Below are 17,285 nucleotides of genomic sequence, written 5' to 3'. Positions count from 1 at the left end.
AGGGCTGATCAATCCTCGCAGCAGGCACAGTCGGCCTCAGCGGTTTTCGCCTCGGCGCCCAGCGCGGTCGGGGAGGGGCAGCAGGTATCACCCTGCCAGGCGTTGATGCCCTCTTTGACCGCGATGGCGGCGATGACCAGTGCGGCGATCGGGTCGGCCCACGACCACCCGAAAGCACTGTTGAGGACCAACCCCACCAGCAGGACCGCGGAGAGGTAAGTGCACAGCAGCGTCTGCTTGGAATCGGCGACTGCCGAAGCGGATCCGAGCTCACGTCCGGCCCGGCGTTGCGCCCATGACAGCGCGGGCATGACGGCCAGACTGACCGCGGCCAGCGTGATGCCGATCGAGGAATGCCGGGATTCCCCGCCGCCGAGGAGTCCGCGGATCGAGTCGATGGTGACGTAGGCGGCGAGGGCGAAGAAGGAGAACGCGATGATCCGCAGCGCGAGCTTTTCCCGCTTCTCCGGGTCCTGGCCGGCGAACTGCCAGGCCACCGCCGCCGCCGAGGACACCTCGATGACCGAGTCCAGGCCGAAGCCGATGAGCGCGGTCGAGGAAACCCGCGCGCCCTCGGTGAGCGCGATGATCGCCTCGATGACGTTGTAGGTGATGGTCGCCGCGACGAACCAGCGGATTCGCCGGGACAGCAGGGCGCGACGATCCGGCGACGGCCCCAGCGTCACGGCCGCGGGCATGCCGAGTGCGTGCGACATCAGCAGCACTCCTCGGTCGCCGAGTCCGGGCAGCAAGCGGGGTCGACCGCCAGCACGAGACCGGTCAGATCCTCGAGTGCCCGGCCGATGCGGGCGTCGGCGAGTTCATAGCGCGCACGCCGGCCTTCGGGTACCGCGACCACCAGGCCGCAACCGCGCAGGCAGGCAAGGTGATTGGACAGGATCTGGCGCGAGACGCCGATCTGCTCGGCCAGATCCGAGGGGTAGCCCGGCGCGTTGCGCAAACTCAGCAGGATCTGAGTCCGGGTCGGGTCCGACAATGCGTGACCGAAGCGGGCCAGCGCGTCGCGGTGTAGCAAGGTGTCCACCGCCCGAACTGTACATCGAAATCTGTATTCAGGGAAATATGGATCAAAAATCGACCTGCACAGTTTTCGCGGGATTGCGTCGCGGTTACGTTGCGTATGCATCAACCAAACGGAAACGAAACAGATTCAAGGTCATTGGACGGAGAGGGGAGATCTAACCGCCGATAATGTTCACTTATCGGAGGTTAGAACCGAGGTATTGGCCGGTGGGTTCGATTGGGGCGACACGGTTTTCGTTTCGTGTGAATACGTTGGATATGACGAATGCGACGCTACGATTTACCGGTGTCCAGCGTATGCAACTATCCAGGATGTGTCCGGCCCATCACGCGCGGCGGCGGCCCCGGCCGGCCGTCGGAATACTGTGACCACCCCGATCACACGCGGTGGCGCGCGTGGCGGGAACGTCAACGGCAACAACAGGAGTCGGAGGTACCCGCCGCTTCCGTCACTGTGACGCCAGCGGGACCGGTCACCGCCGCCAGGTTGCGAGCCGACGAGCTGCTCAGTCAATTCCGCTTGCTTGCTGACCAGCTGGGCAACAACCTCACCGCCGCGGTTGCCGAACTGTCCACCCTGGCCGACCCTTCGGTCGCCGAAGCCCAGGTCCAAGCGGTTCAAGCCGACGCGGGCCGGCGTATCGCCGAAGCCGAGATCGCCACCGCGGCCGCCGACCAAGCGCGTCGGGAAGCGGAGGAGACCCGTGCTCAGGCCGAAGCGGCCGCCGAGGACGCGGCCAGCGCCGCCGAACAAGCCGAAACCCTGGTGGCCGAAGCGAACACCGCCCGCGACGACGCGCTGCGCGAGGTCGAGCACGTCGCCAAACAGGCCGCCGACGACATCTTCGCCGCCCACAGTGCCGCCGAAGCCGAGATCCGCACCGTACGCCGCGAAGCCGCCGAGGACGTCGCCCGCGCCCGCGAACAGGCTGAGGAGGAGATAGAGAAGGCCCGCCGCAAAGCCGCCGCCGATATCGAACAGATCCGCCGCGAAGCGGCCCAGCAGGTCACCGCCGCCGGCGCCGAACGAGATCTCGCCGTCCAACGCGCCGCCGACGCCGAACGCGCCATCGACCGTGCCGAGCAAGCCGCGGCCGAACGCGCCGAAGCCGCCAGCGAGGCACGCGAGGAATCGCGCCGGGTCCGGGCCGAACTCGACGCCGTCCGCACCGAACTCGCCGACGCGCGCCGCACCGCCGCCGCCGATCTGACCGCCGCCCGCGCCGACGCCGCCACCACGATCGATCAGGTCCGCACCGAAGCCGCCCACCGCATCGAAGCCCTCGACCAGGCCCGCGCCCAAACCCAGGCCCGCGCCGAACGCGCCGAAGCCCAGCTCGACGAACTCCTCGCCACCACCCGCCGCACCCCACCCAAGGACCGAACCAGCTCCACAGCCTGACTCGACCAAGATCATCCGGAACTGGTGGCGGGGCCTACCCCGCCGATGCCGCCATGAGTTCCGGATGATCTTGTCGGGGACACACGGAAGAACACCGACGCACCGTAATTGCGGGCAAACCGCGGGTTATTGGCAGCAAGCGCCCATATCATGGGTCTATGCCCGAAAACGGTGGTGTGGGGCGTGCGGAACCGAGAGTGTTGGGTGGTCGGCAAGCGGTGCTCGCCGCCGGGGTAGCGACCGTGATTCTCGGTGCGGTGATCGCAGTTTGGCCGGAGAAGACGGTCGCGGTCGCGGAATTGCTGTTCGGTTTGTATCTCCTGATCAATGCGTTACTGCAGATGTGGATCGCCATCGGTGCGAAGTTTGCTGTGGCTTTGCGCGCTCTCGTGTTCTTGAGTGGAGCGATCTCGATGCTGCTAGCCGGGCTGTGCCTCTACAGCGGCAATACGGTGCTGCTGCTGGCGATGTGGCTGGGGATCGCGTGGTCGGTGCGAGGGATCACCCATGCCACCGTCGCCGCCTGGGACGACCGGCTGCCCAACGGCGTGCGCCACGAACTGTTCGGTCTGTTCACCCTGGCGCTGGGCATCATGATGCTGGCCTTGCCGGTCGAAACCCTGGAATCGCTGGCGCTGGCCGGCGGCTTCGGGCTGATCGTGCTCGGGATCTTGGAGCTGCTCCTCGCGGGTGCCGGTGCGCTGGTAGGCATTCCGGGCCCGGCGCGGGTGCCCGCGACGCGCGGTGGATGACTGGCGGCGAATTCGCGCAGCGGGTTCACTGGGTAGATGGCACCTACTGATCAACGTCGGAGTTCGGCACGACCGCAGGAACCGGCGACGATGCGGTCACCGGCGGAACTCATCGTCGTCACCGCCGGTGCGGGCGCGCCGATCCAGCCGATCGCGTTGCGCGACAATCTCGCCACCGCCGAGCATCTGAGTACGCTGCTGCCGCTGGGCGCGCGGCTGCGCCGCATCTTCGGACCGCCCAACCGGCTGCCGGGCCGGTTGGCGGGCACCGATCAGGAACCCGTCGGCGCGGACTACCTGAACTATTTCACCGTCGAAGGCGCGGTCTACGACCTGGACGTGATCGCCGAACGGCTGCGTGCCGACGACGCGGTCGACGGCGCCTACGTCAAACCCGGCGCCGAACCGCCCCTCGCGCCGTTGCAGACCGCGTCCCGGTCCTTCGCCGACGCGCCACCGGTGACCCCGGATTTCCAAGCGCGGCAAGGATATCTGGACCCCGCACCGGCCGGGATCGACGCGCGCTGGGCCTGGACCCAGCCCGGCGGGCGCGGCACCGGGGTGCGGGTGATCGACATCGAGGGCGCGTGGCGCTTCAGCCATGAGGATCTCACCCAGAACCAGGGCGGTGTGATCGGCGGCCAGTCCGCCGAGGACGAGGGTTGGCGCAATCACGGCACCGCGGTGGCGGGGGAGATCAGCGGCGACGTCAACGCGCTCGGAATCACCGGTATCGCACCGGATTCGGTGATCCGCGCGGTATCGATCTTCGGTCCGGGATCGGCCGCCGCGATCCGCACCGCCGCCGACGCCCTCAGTCCCGGCGACGTCGTCCTGCTCGAACTGCACCGGCCCGGCCCGCGCCACAACTACGCCGACCGCCTCGACCAGGCCGGCTACATCGCCATCGAATGGTGGCCCGACGATCTGGCCGCGATCCGCTACGCCCACGCCCGCGGCGTGATCGTGGTGGAAGCCGCGGGCAACGGCGGCGAGAACCTCGACGCCACCCTCTACGACACCCGCCCCGCCGGCTTCCCGGCCACCTGGCGCAATCCTTTCCGCGCCGAGGACTCCGGGGCGATCATCGTCGGCGCGGGCGCCCCACCCCCGGGCACCCACGGCCGCGACCACGGCCCCGCCCGCTCCCGCCTCGCCTTCTCCAACTACGGCAGCCGCGTCGACACCCAGGGCTGGGGCCGCGAAGTCACCACCACCGGCTACGGCGACCTCCAGGGCGGCGACGACGAAGACTACTGGTACACCGACACCTTCAGCGGCACCTCCAGCGCCTCCCCGATCGTCGTCGGCGCGATCGCCTGCTACCAGGGCATCCGCGCCACCGGCCCGGGCCGGTTGACCCCCACCGAAATCCGCGCCCGCCTGCGCGCCACCGGCTCGCCCCAAACCGCCGCCCCCAACCGCCCCGCCACCCAGCGCATCGGCAACCTGCCCGACCTGCGAGCCCTCACCACCTGACCGACGGCACTGCCGAAGGTCAGCGGGTGACGTCGAATACGTTGAGCTGCAGTCCGTTCGAGTAGGCCTGGGACTCGACGAGTTGCAGCTTCTGGGTGTCCTTGTCGGTGGTGGGGAACAGGCGCTTGCCCGCGCCGAGCAGGAGTGGGAACACCAGCAGGTGGTAGCGGTCGATCAGGCCGGCGTCGGACAGTGCCCGGTTCAGGGCCGCGCTTCCGTGCACGATGATCGGACCGCCTTCGGTCTGCTTGAGAGCGCGGCGACGTCCTCGATCGAGCGCAGGATCGTGGTCGCACCCCAGTTGGTGACCAGGTCCCGGTCGGTGATCGTGGTCGAGACGACGAACTTGGGCATCTCCTTGTAGTCCACGAAGTCCGCCATGTCCGGCCATACCGGGCTGAATGCCGCATAGCTGGTGCGGCCCATCAACATCGCGGTGGCTTGCTGCTGTTCGCGGCCTTTGATCTCGAATGCCTCGGGTACGAACTCGATGCCTGAGTTGAACGTCCAGCCGGAGTTGCGGTAGCCGGGCTCGCCACCCGGGGCTTCCACGACGCCGTCGAGGGAGATGAAGGCGGAGCTGATCAGTGTGCGCATGAGATCTCCTGGTCACTCGTCGATCCGGACCATTGTCCGAACCCTTGCCGTTACGGAACGTTTCGTAACGTGAGGGAATCTAGAGCACCGTCTATTCCAGTGTCAACACGAAACGTAACGTTTCACTGAGGTAGACTGCGCCCTCATGACCCCGGCATCCGGCACATCGACCCCCGCACGACGCAGTGAACGATCTCGACGCGCGATCCTCGACGCCACCTTCGCGCTCGTCGCGGAGCGGGGTTATGCGAAGGTGACGATCGAGTCCATCGCCGCCACCGCCGGTGTCGGCAAGCCGACGATCTACCGCTGGTGGTCATCGAAGGGCGTGCTCACCCTCGACGCCATCAGTGCCAAGGTCAGTACCGGCCTGGGGTTCCCGGACACCGGTGATCTGGTGGCCGACCTGACCACCCAGATGACCGGGCTGCTGAACCTGCTAAACGGCGACGTGGGCACCGTCTACCGCGGCGTGCTGGCCGAAGCCCAGTCCGATCCCGACCTGTCGGCGGCGGTCCGCCAGACCATCACCGAACCCCATTCCATCAACTGCGAAATGCGGCTCGTCAAAGCTATTGCCGCAGGACAACTTCGAAACGACATCCCCACCCGGGTCATGGTCGAACAGCTCTACGCGCCGATCTACTATCGGCTGATTCTGGGCACTGCCGCGCTCGACCCGGCCCACATTCCCGACCTGCTCGACAACGCGCTCACTGGTCTCGCACCGCGATAGCCGATCGAGCCGGATCGCTTTCGGCCCTACCGGCGCGGCGCGGTCGTTCTCAGTACGGGGCGGGCACGTCGATGGTGAGTTCGGCCGGGTTGGGGTTGGTGCTGACCTGGACGGCGACGCGGCCGGCGCCGTTGAGGTGGAAGAAGGCGGCGTTCCAGCCGTAGTGGCCGTCGTGCTGGGTGGTCTTGGTTTCGGTGAGGCTGGCGCCGGTGTCGAGGTTGCGCATGGTGACCGTGGTGGTGATCTGGCAGGCGGCCGACAGGGAGCCGAAGGGGTTGGCGTCGGGGGCGAAGTTCACGGTGACCCGCGCGGTGCTGTCGATGAAGTTCGCGAATTCTCGGGCTTGTTGCCCCTGGCTGGCGGAGACCTCGGCGCTGACCTTGCCCGAGCAGCCCAGGCCCGGCCCGGCGACCTGGGCCGGTTCGAAGGACAGCGGGTTCGCGGCGGCCGGTGCGGCGGGTAGGACCAGCGCGAACACCGGCAGGGCGGCTACGGCCGCGATCTTCAGAATGCCTTGCATGATGGCTCCCGTCTTCGCGCACACTGTGCGGAACCGGCACTTGCCTGGCGAATTCCCACGCTAGCAGAGCGGGATCGGGGTGACGATCCGAGCAGGCCGCGGGGGTGAACTCGGAGACAACAGCAGATGGCGGCCGGTGGAGACGGTGTTGAATTCTCCGGGCGGGCCCAGTGCGGCGGGACGCGTCCGGAGGGCGGATCCGCGGCGAGCCCACGGCGCTGACCTGGGCGTAAGAGTGCGCGCCTGGCCCGAGACCGCTTCCGGCGCAGCGGATTACGCCGCCGGGAGCGGGTTCGCGGCGGGTGGCGGGGCGCTCGATTACCGGTAGGGTTCGGCCCGGTTCGATCATGTGGCGGGGCTGTGTGCGCGAGGAGAAACGGTGGCTGTCGATACTGTCCGTGAAGAACAGGCGATGCGCCGGTTGACCGACAGTCTGCTCGAGGACTACAGCGAGACGCATTCGGCGGCGGAGATCCACGCGGTGCTGAGCGCGGTGCGGCTGCGGTTCGAGGGGCATCCGGTGCGGGAGTTCGTGCCGATTCTGGTGGAGCGGATCGTGCACCGGGAACTGGCGCCGCCGGCGCAGGGCAGCGTCATCGAGGAAGCGGCCGCCGCGGTGGAGCAGTCGAGTTCGCGGGCGGATCGCCGGCGGGCGGCGCGGGCCGGGTTCGCGCTGGACCGGCGCACCGCGACGCTGGCGGGGGCGGCGGTGCTGGTCGCGGTCGTGGTGGTGGCGCTGGTCGCCCGGCAGCCCGATCCGGCTCCGGCCGCCGCGCCCGTGGCGCCGGCGTTGACGGTGGTACGTGGGGTGGTCGGTTCGGAGAAGATGGCGTTCTTCGAGGACACGCGCGTGGTCGAGGCGCTGGCCAAGCACGGACTGAAGGTGACCGCGGAGCCCGCGGGCTCACGCCAGATCGCCACCTCGGTCGATCTCGGCAACTACGATTTCGCGTTCCCGTCCAGCAGCCCGGCGGCCGAACGCATTCAGCGCGCCCGCAACATCAACACCAAGTACACCCCGTTCTCCTCGCCGATGGCGATCGCGACCTTCCAGCCGATCGCGGATCTGCTGACCGCCGCCCGGGTGCTGCGGCCGGGTCCGGTGCCGACCTTCGATGTCGCGCGCTATCTGGAGTTGGTGAACACCAACACCGAGTGGGCGCACCTGCCCGGCAACACCGTCTACCCGGTGCGCAAGAACATCCTGGTCTCCACCACCGACCCGCGGACCTCCAATTCGGCGGCGATGTACGCCGCGATCGCCGGCTTCGTCGCCAACGATCGCGCGGTCGTGCAGGGCGAACCCGCCGAGCAGGCGGTGCTGCCGACCTTGCAGCGGCTCTTCGCCGGCCAGGGCTACACCGAGAACTCCACGCAGGGCCCGTTCCAGGAGTACCTGGCGGCGGGCATGGGTCCCTCGCCGCTGGTGCTGATCTACGAGGCGCAATTCGTCGAGGCGGCCGTGCAGGGCAAGACCAAGCCCGGCATGGTGCTGACCTATCCCTCCCCGACGGTGCTCTCCCGCCACACCCTGGTCCCGCTCGGCGGCAGCGGCGACCGGATCGGGCGATTGCTCTCCAGCGACCCCGAACTCCAGCGCCTGGCCGCCGAGCACGGCTTCCGCACCGCGGACGCCACCCAGTTCGCCCAGGTCAGCGCCGAACACCGGGTGCCGGTGCAGGCCGAGCTGATCGACGTGGTCGACACCCCGACCTACGACACCCTCGAGCGTCTGCTGGACGCGGTCGCCAAGTCCTACAACTGACGTACTGGTCGGCCCGTTGACCCCATCGGCGCTGGGGTCTTGCCCGCTGAGCACTATCGATGGATTCTGAATGGTTCTGCCGAGTACCCCTGATGTCCGATTCGAGTAGCCGGGCACTCGCGGTTTCGACCCGATTTCGTGACACCGTTCGTGGGTAGGGGCTGGACAGGAAGGAGCCTCCGCATGAACGGGATTCACACCCAGGCACCCGAGCGGACGTGCGGCCCGGCGAGCACGATCGGCACCCACGCCATGCTGGTGTTCGGCACCGGGATCGACTGCTATTTCTCGAACCTGCCGAAATTCTCGGCGCCGCACAATTTCCAGGTGATCCTGGCTGTCGAACTGGACGAGCGCGGCAAACGCGCACTCGGCGCCGACCGGCGCACCGGCTACGACGGGCTGCACACCTTCGTGCCCGGCGAGTTCGCCATGACCGAGCTGGACCCGCGCCGGGACTCCCCGCGAAAGGAGTTGCGGGGCACCCTGTTCCGCGGCCACGTGCACCGCGGCGGCGAGCCGGTCCTCGGTGACGTGGTCGCGCGGGTCACGCGGGTGGTGTATTTCGAGGAGCTCGGGCACGGCGCGCGACGCGCCCACGAGCGGCTCACCCATCTGTGTTTCGGGCGGGCGGGACGGCTGTATTTGGCGCACCGGATCTGCCGGCGGCCCAGTTTCGATCAGATCGTGGCGGTCGAGCTGGTGCCGGGCACGGTGACCGACATGCTCGGGGACGATCCGGACCGGGTCGACGATGTGAGCGAGCTCGGGTTCGAGCAGGCGCAGTCGATCATTCTGGGACAGCGCGAGTTCACGGGGCAGCGGTTGCGGGCGGGCGAGATCGCGGTGGCGGCGTTCCGCGCCACCGATGCCGAGCCCGGATTCCTCGCCGAACTGGCGGTGCGGCGTCAGCTGTACCTGGAAGTGGCCGACCTGGGATGACTGTCAATACCCCGCAGGTCGCGTCCTCGGGTGCGGAACCCCGGGGTGGTCCGCGGGGATATCAGCCCGGGGACGGACGCGGGTGCGGGCCGTGGGCTCCTACCGTCGGAGTATGTCCGGCACGATCGAATCCAGCGTCCCCGCACTCAGATCCGGGCGCCGGATCGACGAGATCGATATTCTGCGCGGGTTCGCGCTCTTCGGCATCCTGATCACCAACGTGGTCATCGCGACCACGCTGTTCAGTTTCGTCGGCACCCGTGACCATCCGCGCCGCCAATTCGACGGCACCGCCGATCATGTGGTGCACGCGCTGGTCGGGGCGTTGTTCGAGGGCCGGTTCTATCTGCTGTTCGCGCTGCTGTTCGGGTATTCGTTCACCTTGCAGATCGCGGCGGCTCAGCGCGCGGGCGTTTCGGAGCAGGCGCGGTTGCTGCGCCGCTGCGCGGCATTGATGGCAATCGGGCTGGTGCACGTGTATTTGCTGTGGATCGGCGACATCCTCACCCTGTACGCGTTCCTGTGCCTGATCTTGATCATGTTGCGCAAGCTGCGCCCGCGCACCGCGGTGATCACCGGTGTGGTGCTCTACGCGCTGTGGACGGGGTTGATGGCGCTGCCCGGCAGCGGCGAGGGCCTCTATGAAGCACTCGCGTTGTTCATCGATCTGCCCGGGCTGCACGCGGATTATGTGGGCAGCTCGGCGGACACCTTCGACGTGCAGACCTCGCTGTTCCCCGGGTTCCTGCTGGCGATCTGGTTCGGTCAGGGCGTGCCGAGCCTGGCGATGTTCCTGTTCGGGATGGCGGCGGGCAAGCGCGGGCTGTTCGAGGATCCGGGCACGGTGCGGCGCTGGACCCCGCGCGTGCTGGTGGCCGGGTTCGGGCTCGGACTGCCGGTGTCGGCGTTGACGTTCGCGGACGCGATGAAATGGGTCGACCTGCCGTCGTGGTGGGCCGCGGTGCAGATGGCGGTGGCTCCGCTGATGACCTTCGCCTATATCGCGGCGGTCCTGGTGGCGGCGCGGTCGCTGCGCACCGGGCGGTTCGCGGCCTGGCTGGCGCCCGCGGGGCGGATGGCGGCCACCAACTACATCTTCCAGTCGGTGGTGATGATGACGCTCTACACCGGGTACGGATTCGCGCTGGCCGACAAGGTGCCGCCCGCCGGAGTCGTGGGGTTGGCGCTGCTCACCTTCGCCGCGCAACTGGCGCTGAGCGCCTGGTGGTTGCGTCGCCATCCCTACGGCCCGGTCGAGTGGGCGTTGCGCGCGGCGACCTATCTGTCGGTGCCGATGTGGCGAAAAGTGACCGGAACCTAGGGTTTCCGGGTGGGACCGGCCGAAATCAGCTGGTTCCACCCGACTTGTCGGCCACCGGCACCCGGCGATCCCGCCACACCAGCAGCGGTTCGACCACGCGCGCCGCGACCGGTCCGGCGATCGCCATCAACAGCACATACGTCGTGGCCAGCGCCGCGAACTCGTCGGGCACCGCTTTGTAGGAGACCGCGAGACCGGCGATGACGATCGAGAACTCGCCGTGTGCGACCAGCGCGGTGCCCGCCCGCGCCCGCCCGTACCGGGACGCGCCGGCGCGTTTGGCCGCCCACCATCCGGTAGCGATCTTGGTGGCGATGGTGACCACCGCCAGCAGCAGCGCCCACCCCAGCACCGGCGGGATACTGGCCGGGTCGGTACTCAGCCCGAACAGCACGAAGAACAGCGCCGCGAACAGATCCCGCAGCGGTTCCAGGATTTTGGTGGCCGCGTGCGCGGTCGAATCCGAGATCGCGATCCCGAGCAGGAACGCCCCCACCGCCGCGGAGACCTGCACCGCGGAGGCCACCCCGGCCACCAGCAGCGCCGAGCCCAGCAACTTGAGCAGGAAGATCTCGCGGTCCTCGCTGTCGACGATCATCGACACGTAGCGGCCGTAGCGCAACGCGATGACCAGCACCACGGTGATCGCGAGCAGGGCGATGCCGAGGGTTTTCATGCCCGCCAGGAATCCGGCGCCGGCCAGGACCGCGGTCAGCACCGGCAGATAGCCGGCCATCACCAGGTCTTCGAACACCAGGATCGAGAGCACGGTGGGGGTTTCCCGGTTGCCGAGGCGGCCCAGATCGTTGAGGACCTTGGCGATGATGCCCGAGGAGGAGATGTAGGTGACCCCGGCCATCGCGATCGCCCCGGCCAGCCCCCAGCCCAGCACCAGCGCGACGATGACGCCGGGCGTGGCGTTGAGCACCACGTCGATCACGCCCGCGGCCCAGGAGCGGCGCAGACCGGTGACCAGTTCGCTGGCGCTGTATTCCAGGCCGAGCAGCAGCAGAAGCAGCACGACGCCGATTTCGCTGGCCAGATGGATGAACTCGTCGACGTGCTGGAGTTCGATCAAACCGCCGGTGCCGAAGATCAGGCCGCCGATGAGATAGAGCGGGATCGGGGACATGCCGATGCGGGCGGCGACCCGGCCGAGCAGGCCCAGGCCGAAAATCACCGCGCCCAGCTGGATCAGAGCGAGGGCGGTGTGGTGAGCGACCATCGATCAGCCGTCGGTCAGGATGGCCGCGGCGGCGTCCAGACCCTGGGTCGTGCCGACCACGATCAGCAGATCACCGGCGGTGAACAGGAACTCCGGGCCCGGGGAGGGAATCGGGTTGCCCGCGCGCATCACCGCGACGATGGAGGTCTTGGTGCGGGTGCGCATCTCGGTGTCGCGCAGGGGTCGCCCGTCGAAGGGGGAGCCTTTGCGAACCTGCAGCTGGCGGGTGGTGACGCCGTCGAACTCGCGATGTTCCTCGCGCAGCTGGGCCACCAGCTGCGGCGCGCCGAGCAGGTTGGCCAGCACCGCGGCCTCGTGCGCGGACAGCGGAATCTGTTCGGTGACATCGGGATTGTCGGACTTGGAGAGGATGAGGTCTATCGATCCGTCTTTGTGATCGATGATTCCGATCCGGCGGCGGCCTCGCGCGAGCGAGAACTCCTTGCGTACACCGATACCGGGCAGGGGGGTCACCTCAACGTTCACCTCACCAGGTTAGCGGGCCCTGAGTTGATCTTCCGACCTCAGGTGTCCGATTTGTCTGATTGTATCCGCGAGTTTGCTCACGTCCAGGCGATTCGGCAACACGAACCGGCCGGCGGCACCCCCTGCGTGCCACCGGCCGGTGCCGATGATTATCCGGGTCAGCGGAAGCCGTTACCCGGCAATCGATTACGTCAGCCCGCGAATGAACTCCGCGAGCAGTTGGCCGCTGTAATCGGGCTTGCCATTGTTCTGCACCGCCGCCGCGCCGATCGTGTCGATGTGGGTGTAGCCCGGCAACTGCTCGACCTGCGCGGTCGGCGGTGTCGGAATCAAGGTGCCGACACCGAACTGGACAACGCTGTCCCCGGCCCAGGCGACGAAGTTCGGTTTGGTGCGGGACATGTTGGCGTAGCGCAGATTCACCATGTCACCGGTGCGGGCGCCGGCCAGGCCGGCGGCGATGTCGACGACCACGCGCAGCGGGAAATAGGTCTCCCAGTAGGCGGTCGGCGCGCCGGTGCCGAGCTGGCGGGCCACCTCGTGGATGTCGGCGGTCTCCCGGTTCGGCGCGGTCCACGGCACGCCTGCCACGTCGTTGTAGTTGCGCCAGGTGTAGAGCACGCCGCGGTCGGTCGGGGCGACCCGCACCTGCGGGCCCGCGCTCATCCGCAGATAGTTGCCCAGCACCGGGATCTGGGTGGCCAGGGCCGGATTCGGGAAGGTCTTCTCGGCGACCGGCCCACCGGCCAGCGCGCCCACGCCCTGTTGCAGCAGCGCGAAATTGCCGGAGTTGTTGTCGATGAAGGTGCCCAGCAGGGCGGCGTTGGTGAACCGGTAGTCCCGGATCGAGCCCTCGCCGTTGCCGCCGCCGCTGACGACCGACGCCCAGCTCTGGCCGAACATGAACGCCAGCGTCGCTTCGATTTCCGGGTCCCGGGGCAGGTGCGCCAGCAGCTGACTCTCCTGGTCGGGGGCCAGGTGGGCGGCCAGACCGGCCAGGCGGTAGAGCATGAACGCCTTGGTGCCGATGATCGGCGAGGGGCCGAAGGTGCGCAGCGGCAGCGCGCCGGTATCGAAGCCCGCCTTCAGGACGTTGTTGGTCGGGCTGATGATCGCGTTGGTGACGTCGTGGAAGAACGGGGTGTTCTGGATGGCCGCCGGATCCGAGGACACCATGGTGTCCTGGGCGGCGAAGGCGGCGCACTGGTTGAACCCGGCGTCGGCGCGGGTGGCCGGGTTGCCGTCGAAGTCCCAGTCGGAGAACAGGCCGGTCACCATGCCGCCCATGGAGATTCCGGTGCACACGAACTTGCGCTGGCGCTGCGCCTGATCGGGCAGCTCGTGCACCATGATCTCGTACTGGTCGCGGATCACCCGCTCCAAGCCCATCACGTCCAGGATCGGCAGGTCGTGGGAGGCTTTGAAGCCGGGGAAAACGTGGCCGTCGATCGGCTTGCCGTTGAAGTAGTAGTCGACGGCGTCGAGGTAGTTGCCGCTGGCCAGCGCGGCGTCGAAACCGAAGGTCTCGTCCAGGCAGGCGCTGCGCCGGGCCATCGCCCAGAACTCGACATCGCGGTCGAGGGTTTTGGCCGAACGGACCGTATTGGCCGCGACGCCATCGGAATTGACCGCACCGCCGTTGAGGCCCTGCTGCTGGACGACGATCGCGTCGGCGTCGGCGGAGTCGGCCGGACCGTCGGCGGGGCGGTAGCGCAGGAACCCGGTGCGGTCGCAGCTGTCCGGATGTGCGGGCGCGTTCGCCGGCAGCGGGAGCCGGAAACTCACATAGGACACCGCGATTCCGTCGCGCACGGCGAGGGGCTGCTCCTGCCGGTCGGCCGCCACCGACACCGGCGGCGCCTCCTGCGCCCCGGCCGCTCCCGGCGCGAACACCCCGCCCGCGACCACCGCCGCCACCAACCCGCACCGAATTACGTGCCGCACCGTATGTTTCACCCAGTGCACATTGCCACGCGCCGTGGTCCAGGTCACTGGGCTATTTGTCAGCGAGAGGCGGTTGGTGTCGTGCAGGTTGCCAACTGCGGTGCGGGTATTTGCATGCAGGACTGTCCGTTCAGCCGTCGTTCGCCGGCCGGAGTTGGGTGATGTCATCAGAGCGGGGGAGCCACCGGATCGGCTGCCGCCCTGGTCCTTGCGACATGGCAGGCTGGCTGGGGTGACGAGTCGAGGCGTGTTGGTGACGGGGGCTTCTCGGGGGATCGGGCGGGCGATCGCGACCGCGTTCGCCGAGGCCGGAGATCGCGTGGTGGTGCATTACGCCTCGCGGCGGGCGGAGGCGGAGCAGACGCTGGCCGGTTTGCCGGGTGCCGGGCACGCGCTCGTCGGCGGTGACGTGGGGTCGCCCGAGGGCGCCGCCGCGGTGGTCGAGGCGGCGATTCAGGCGTTGGGGCAGGTGCATGTGCTGGTCAACAATGCGGCGGTGAATCTGGCGCAGCCGCTGGCCGAAACGTCTTATGCGGACTGGCAGCAGGTGTGGCAGCAGACGGTGAACGTCAATCTGCTGGGCACCGCCAATGTCAGCTATGGGGTGGCGCGGCACATGATCGAGCAGGGGCTCGCGGGGCGGATCGTGAATATCGGCTCGCGGGGTGCGTTCCGGGGTGAACCCGACCATCCCGCCTACGGGGCGACCAAGGCGGCGGTGCATGCGCTCGGGCAGTCGCTGGCGGTGGCGCTGGCCCCGCACGGCATCGCGGTCGCGTCGGTGGCGCCGGGCTTCGTGGCCACCGAGCGGGTCGCCGACCGGGTGACCGCGGCGGTCGAAGCGCAGAGCCCGTTCGGGCGGGTGGGTGCGCCCGAGGAAATCGCCGCGGCGGTGCTGTATCTCGCCTCACCGGCGGCGATCTGGTCGTCCGGGGCGGTGCTCGACGTGAACGGGGCCTCGCACCTGCGGTGAATGTGCACCGCATGCAATGAACGTGCTCGAATCGCTGGTATGCCCCGCGAATGGCACATAGCGCAAGTCATGACTCGCCGAAGAGCGGGAATACCTTGCACCACATCGAGTTGAATCACCGCATGACCAGTGCTGAGTTGTTGATCGACGCGTTCGGACGGGTGCCGAAAAACGTCCATGGCGCGGTCGCCGACCTGTCCACCGATGAACTGTCCACCCCCTTGGAACCCGGGGCCAACTCCATCGCCTGGCTGCTGCGGCACCTGACCCGCGTCCAAGACGACCATATCGCCGACGTCGCAGGGCTGGCACAGGTCTGGACTGCCGCCGGCTGGGCCAAACGCTTCGACCTGCCCTTCGACGACGCCGCCACCGGTCACGGCCACAACACCGCCGATATCGGCGCTCTCACCGACCTCCCCGCCGATCTGCTGCTCGGCTACCGGGATGTGCGCCAGTGCTCCGTCCTTCAGGGCGGGGGTGGAGGCGTACGTGGGAGGGCTGGCAGGCCTGAGCGTGTCCTATAGCGGACGTTGCTGTTGTTCGATGTAGGGCCGCAATACCGACAGGGGTGTGCCCTCGACCGATCCGGCGGAATAGGAACCTGACCACAAGCGTTGCGCCCGCCGATAGTGCTGGACGGGCCCGGGGAACTCCTGTCGCATCCTGGGTGAGGACACTCTTGAGGGAGTTCACCTGCTTCGAAACTACAACCTTGGGCGGGAAACTGACCGGCGGATGCACGTGGTCGGATTCGCTGTTGAACTCGGCCAGTTCGCTTTCGAAGTCGGCGCACACCGCCCGCATGATCGCCTCCGTCCGGTCCAGGTGGGTAGCGGTGAAGACGCTAGGATCGGGATGTGCTGCTGCGGTACAACTTCCGTGTCTATCCGACACCGGGTCAACAGGTTTCGCTGGCTCGGGCGTTCGGTTGCGCGCGGACAGTGTACAACGACGCGCTCGCGGCGCGACGGGCGGCGTTCGAGGCTGGGCAGCGGATCAGCGACAGCGAACTGTCCAAACGGATGACCGCCGCGAAAGCGGCACCGGAGCGCGCTTGGCTGAGCGAAGTGTCGTCGGTGGTTCTGCAACAGGCTCTCGCGGATCTGAACACCGCCTATCGGAACTTCTTCACCTCGGTCACCGGGAAGCGGAAGGGCGCGAAAGTCGCGTCTCCTCGGTTCCGGTCCCGCAAGGACACTCGGCAGTCGATTCGGTTCACGAAGAACTCCCGGTTCATGGTGACCCCGGACGGGAAGTTGCGGTTACCGAAGATCGGAGACATCCCGGTGCGTTGGTCGCGGGACCTGCCATCGGAGTCGTCGTCGGTGACCGTGATCAAAGACGCGAGCGGTCGGTATTTCGCGTCGTTCGTGGTGAACACCGACAACGAGCCGCTGCCGCCGGTGGAGTCCGAGGTAGGTATCGATCTGGGGCTCACGACGTTCGCGGTGATGTCGAACGGGAGGCGGATCGAGTCCCCGCGTTTCCTGCGGCAGGCCGAACGTCGGTTGAAGAAGGCGCAGCGAGCCCTGTCCCGCAAGGAGAAGGGTTCGAAGAACCGGGCGAAAGCTCGTGTGCGGGTAGCGAAAGCGCATGCGCGCGTATCCGATACGCGCCGGGATTGGGCGCACAAGCATTCCACGGGGATCATCCGCGACAACCAAGCGGTGTTCGTGGAGGACTTGTGCGTGAAGGGTCTCGCGCGTACCAGGTTGGCGAAGTCGGTTCACGATGCCGGCTGGGCGATGTTCACTTGCATGCTGGAGGAGAAAGCCGCCAGGTATGGACGGACCTTCGCCAAGGTGAATCGCTGGTTCCCGTCCACCCGAATGTGTTCTGTATGTGGGGTTTCGGGCGGGAAGAAGCCGTTGCATGTCCGGGAGTGGAGGTGCATGTGCGGGACAGTCCACGACCGCGATGTGAACGCGGCCATCAACATACTCGCGGCCGGACGGGCCGAGAGTTCAACGCCTGTGGAGCTGGTGTCAGTCTCGGCCTCGGTCGAGCAACCGGCGGTGAAGCAGGAACCCGCCGGACGCGTGGCTTAGCCGACGCAGGCCGGAATCTCCTGCCTTCAGGCAGGGAGGAAGTCAATA

16 protein-coding genes and 2 pseudogenes are annotated in these 17,285 nt (G+C 67.8%); 10 read left to right on the top strand and 8 right to left on the bottom strand.

Annotated elements, in window-relative coordinates; translation table 11 throughout:
- Positions 1–8: 8 nt before the first annotated feature.
- On the bottom strand, positions 9–716 hold the full coding sequence (locus tag AB0M14_RS31965; RefSeq protein ID WP_365001761.1) for a cation transporter: 708 nt from the start codon (positions 714–716) through the stop codon (positions 9–11).
- A complete protein-coding gene (locus AB0M14_RS31960; RefSeq protein WP_365001758.1) occupies positions 716–1,045 on the bottom strand; it encodes a metalloregulator ArsR/SmtB family transcription factor in 330 nt (109 codons plus the stop codon). The genes AB0M14_RS31965 and AB0M14_RS31960 overlap by 1 nt, the downstream gene beginning before the upstream one ends.
- Before the next feature lie 453 nt (positions 1,046–1,498).
- On the opposite strand from AB0M14_RS31960, the gene AB0M14_RS31955 reads away from it, so the two are divergent.
- The 3 genes from AB0M14_RS31955 (at position 1,499) to AB0M14_RS31945 (ending at position 4,677) form a co-directional block, all read left to right on the top strand.
- Positions 1,499–2,446: a hypothetical protein gene (locus AB0M14_RS31955; protein ID WP_365001755.1), complete on the top strand. Its 948-nt coding sequence runs from the start codon at positions 1,499–1,501 to the stop codon at positions 2,444–2,446.
- A 158-nt stretch (positions 2,447–2,604) separates the two neighbouring features.
- Positions 2,605–3,198, top strand: a complete 594-nt coding sequence (locus tag AB0M14_RS31950) for a DUF308 domain-containing protein (protein ID WP_365001752.1) — start codon at positions 2,605–2,607, stop codon at positions 3,196–3,198.
- Positions 3,199–3,288: 90 nt separating this feature from the next.
- Positions 3,289–4,677 (top strand): S8 family peptidase, encoded by a 1,389-nt coding sequence (locus AB0M14_RS31945; RefSeq protein WP_365001749.1) that lies wholly within the window; start codon positions 3,289–3,291, stop codon positions 4,675–4,677.
- A 19-nt stretch (positions 4,678–4,696) separates the two neighbouring features.
- Here the strand turns inward: AB0M14_RS31945 and AB0M14_RS31940 are convergent.
- A pseudogene (locus AB0M14_RS31940) lies at positions 4,697–5,274 on the bottom strand (dihydrofolate reductase family protein).
- 145 nt (positions 5,275–5,419) lie between these two features.
- Here AB0M14_RS31940 and AB0M14_RS31935 point away from each other — a divergent pair.
- Positions 5,420–6,010: a TetR/AcrR family transcriptional regulator gene (locus AB0M14_RS31935; RefSeq protein WP_365001746.1), complete on the top strand. Its 591-nt coding sequence runs from the start codon at positions 5,420–5,422 to the stop codon at positions 6,008–6,010.
- Between the two features lie 49 nt (positions 6,011–6,059).
- Here the strand turns inward: AB0M14_RS31935 and AB0M14_RS31930 are convergent, their stop codons facing one another.
- The gene (locus AB0M14_RS31930; RefSeq protein ID WP_365001743.1) at positions 6,060–6,530 is read right to left on the bottom strand and encodes a hypothetical protein; all 471 of its coding nucleotides are present in this window, start codon (positions 6,528–6,530) and stop codon (positions 6,060–6,062) included.
- 379 nt (positions 6,531–6,909) lie between these two features.
- Here AB0M14_RS31930 and AB0M14_RS31925 point away from each other — a divergent pair, with 379 nt between their 5' ends.
- The 3 genes from AB0M14_RS31925 to AB0M14_RS31915 all read left to right on the top strand — a co-directional run bounded on the left by AB0M14_RS31925 (position 6,910) and on the right by AB0M14_RS31915 (position 10,558).
- Complete coding sequence (locus tag AB0M14_RS31925; RefSeq protein WP_365001740.1) at positions 6,910–8,295, top strand: three-helix bundle dimerization domain-containing protein; 1,386 nt, start codon at positions 6,910–6,912, stop codon at positions 8,293–8,295.
- Positions 8,296–8,478: 183 nt separating this feature from the next.
- Positions 8,479–9,237, top strand: a complete 759-nt coding sequence (locus AB0M14_RS31920; RefSeq protein ID WP_365001737.1) for a hypothetical protein — start codon at positions 8,479–8,481, stop codon at positions 9,235–9,237.
- A gap of 112 nt (positions 9,238–9,349) precedes the next feature.
- Entirely contained in the window at positions 9,350–10,558 is a 1,209-nt protein-coding gene (locus tag AB0M14_RS31915) for a DUF418 domain-containing protein (RefSeq protein WP_365001734.1), read from the top strand.
- Positions 10,559–10,583: 25 nt separating this feature from the next.
- Here AB0M14_RS31915 and AB0M14_RS31910 read toward each other — a convergent pair whose 3' ends face one another.
- The 3 genes from AB0M14_RS31910 to AB0M14_RS31900 all read right to left on the bottom strand — a co-directional run bounded on the left by AB0M14_RS31910 (position 10,584) and on the right by AB0M14_RS31900 (position 14,261).
- The gene (locus tag AB0M14_RS31910; protein ID WP_365001731.1) at positions 10,584–11,783 is read right to left on the bottom strand and encodes a cation:proton antiporter; all 1,200 of its coding nucleotides are present in this window, start codon (positions 11,781–11,783) and stop codon (positions 10,584–10,586) included.
- Between the two features lie 3 nt (positions 11,784–11,786).
- The gene (locus AB0M14_RS31905) at positions 11,787–12,269 is read right to left on the bottom strand and encodes a TrkA C-terminal domain-containing protein (protein WP_365001728.1); all 483 of its coding nucleotides are present in this window, start codon (positions 12,267–12,269) and stop codon (positions 11,787–11,789) included.
- A 186-nt stretch (positions 12,270–12,455) separates the two neighbouring features.
- Positions 12,456–14,261, bottom strand: coding sequence for a hypothetical protein (locus AB0M14_RS31900; RefSeq protein ID WP_365001725.1), 1,806 nt, complete (start codon positions 14,259–14,261; stop codon positions 12,456–12,458).
- 205 nt (positions 14,262–14,466) lie between these two features.
- On the opposite strand from AB0M14_RS31900, the gene AB0M14_RS31895 reads away from it, so the two are divergent.
- Together AB0M14_RS31895 and AB0M14_RS31890 are read left to right on the top strand one after the other, a co-directional pair.
- Positions 14,467–15,186, top strand: a complete 720-nt coding sequence (locus tag AB0M14_RS31895; protein WP_365001722.1) for an SDR family oxidoreductase — start codon at positions 14,467–14,469, stop codon at positions 15,184–15,186.
- Positions 15,187–15,308: 122 nt separating this feature from the next.
- Complete coding sequence (locus tag AB0M14_RS31890) at positions 15,309–15,713, top strand: DinB family protein (protein WP_365001719.1); 405 nt, start codon at positions 15,309–15,311, stop codon at positions 15,711–15,713.
- Here the strand turns inward: AB0M14_RS31890 and tnpA are convergent.
- Positions 15,708–16,083 (bottom strand): annotated as a pseudogene (gene tnpA / locus AB0M14_RS31885) (IS200/IS605 family transposase). The gene AB0M14_RS31890 and the pseudogene tnpA sit on opposite strands and share 6 nt — an antisense overlap.
- On the opposite strand from tnpA, the gene AB0M14_RS31880 reads away from it, so the two are divergent.
- Complete coding sequence (locus AB0M14_RS31880) at positions 16,047–17,237, top strand: transposase (RefSeq protein WP_365001716.1); 1,191 nt, start codon at positions 16,047–16,049, stop codon at positions 17,235–17,237. The pseudogene tnpA and the gene AB0M14_RS31880 sit on opposite strands and share 37 nt — an antisense overlap.
- The last annotated feature ends 48 nt before the right edge of the window (positions 17,238–17,285 follow it).

Source organism: Nocardia sp. NPDC051832 (genome assembly GCF_040681285.1).
Lineage (GTDB): Bacteria > Actinomycetota > Actinomycetes > Mycobacteriales > Mycobacteriaceae > Nocardia.
The sequence above is the reverse complement of the archived record's forward strand: the minus strand, read 5'-3'. Positions and strand labels throughout refer to the sequence as shown.

Excerpts from the sequence above, each read along its gene's own strand:
- AB0M14_RS31890 (WP_365001719.1), top strand. The coding sequence starts at position 15,309 with ATGACCAGTGCTGAGTTGTTGATCGACGCGTTCGGACGGGTGCCGAAA.
- AB0M14_RS31930 (WP_365001743.1), bottom strand. The coding sequence starts at position 6,530 with ATGCAAGGCATTCTGAAGATCGCGGCCGTAGCCGCCCTGCCGGTGTTC.
- AB0M14_RS31965 (WP_365001761.1), bottom strand. The coding sequence starts at position 716 with ATGTCGCACGCACTCGGCATGCCCGCGGCCGTGACGCTGGGGCCGTCG.
- AB0M14_RS31920 (WP_365001737.1), top strand. The coding sequence starts at position 8,479 with ATGAACGGGATTCACACCCAGGCACCCGAGCGGACGTGCGGCCCGGCG.
- AB0M14_RS31950 (WP_365001752.1), top strand. The coding sequence starts at position 2,605 with ATGCCCGAAAACGGTGGTGTGGGGCGTGCGGAACCGAGAGTGTTGGGT.
- AB0M14_RS31945 (WP_365001749.1), top strand. The coding sequence starts at position 3,289 with ATGCGGTCACCGGCGGAACTCATCGTCGTCACCGCCGGTGCGGGCGCG.
- AB0M14_RS31915 (WP_365001734.1), top strand. The coding sequence starts at position 9,350 with ATGTCCGGCACGATCGAATCCAGCGTCCCCGCACTCAGATCCGGGCGC.
- AB0M14_RS31935 (WP_365001746.1), top strand. The coding sequence starts at position 5,420 with ATGACCCCGGCATCCGGCACATCGACCCCCGCACGACGCAGTGAACGA.
- AB0M14_RS31910 (WP_365001731.1), bottom strand. The coding sequence starts at position 11,783 with ATGGTCGCTCACCACACCGCCCTCGCTCTGATCCAGCTGGGCGCGGTG.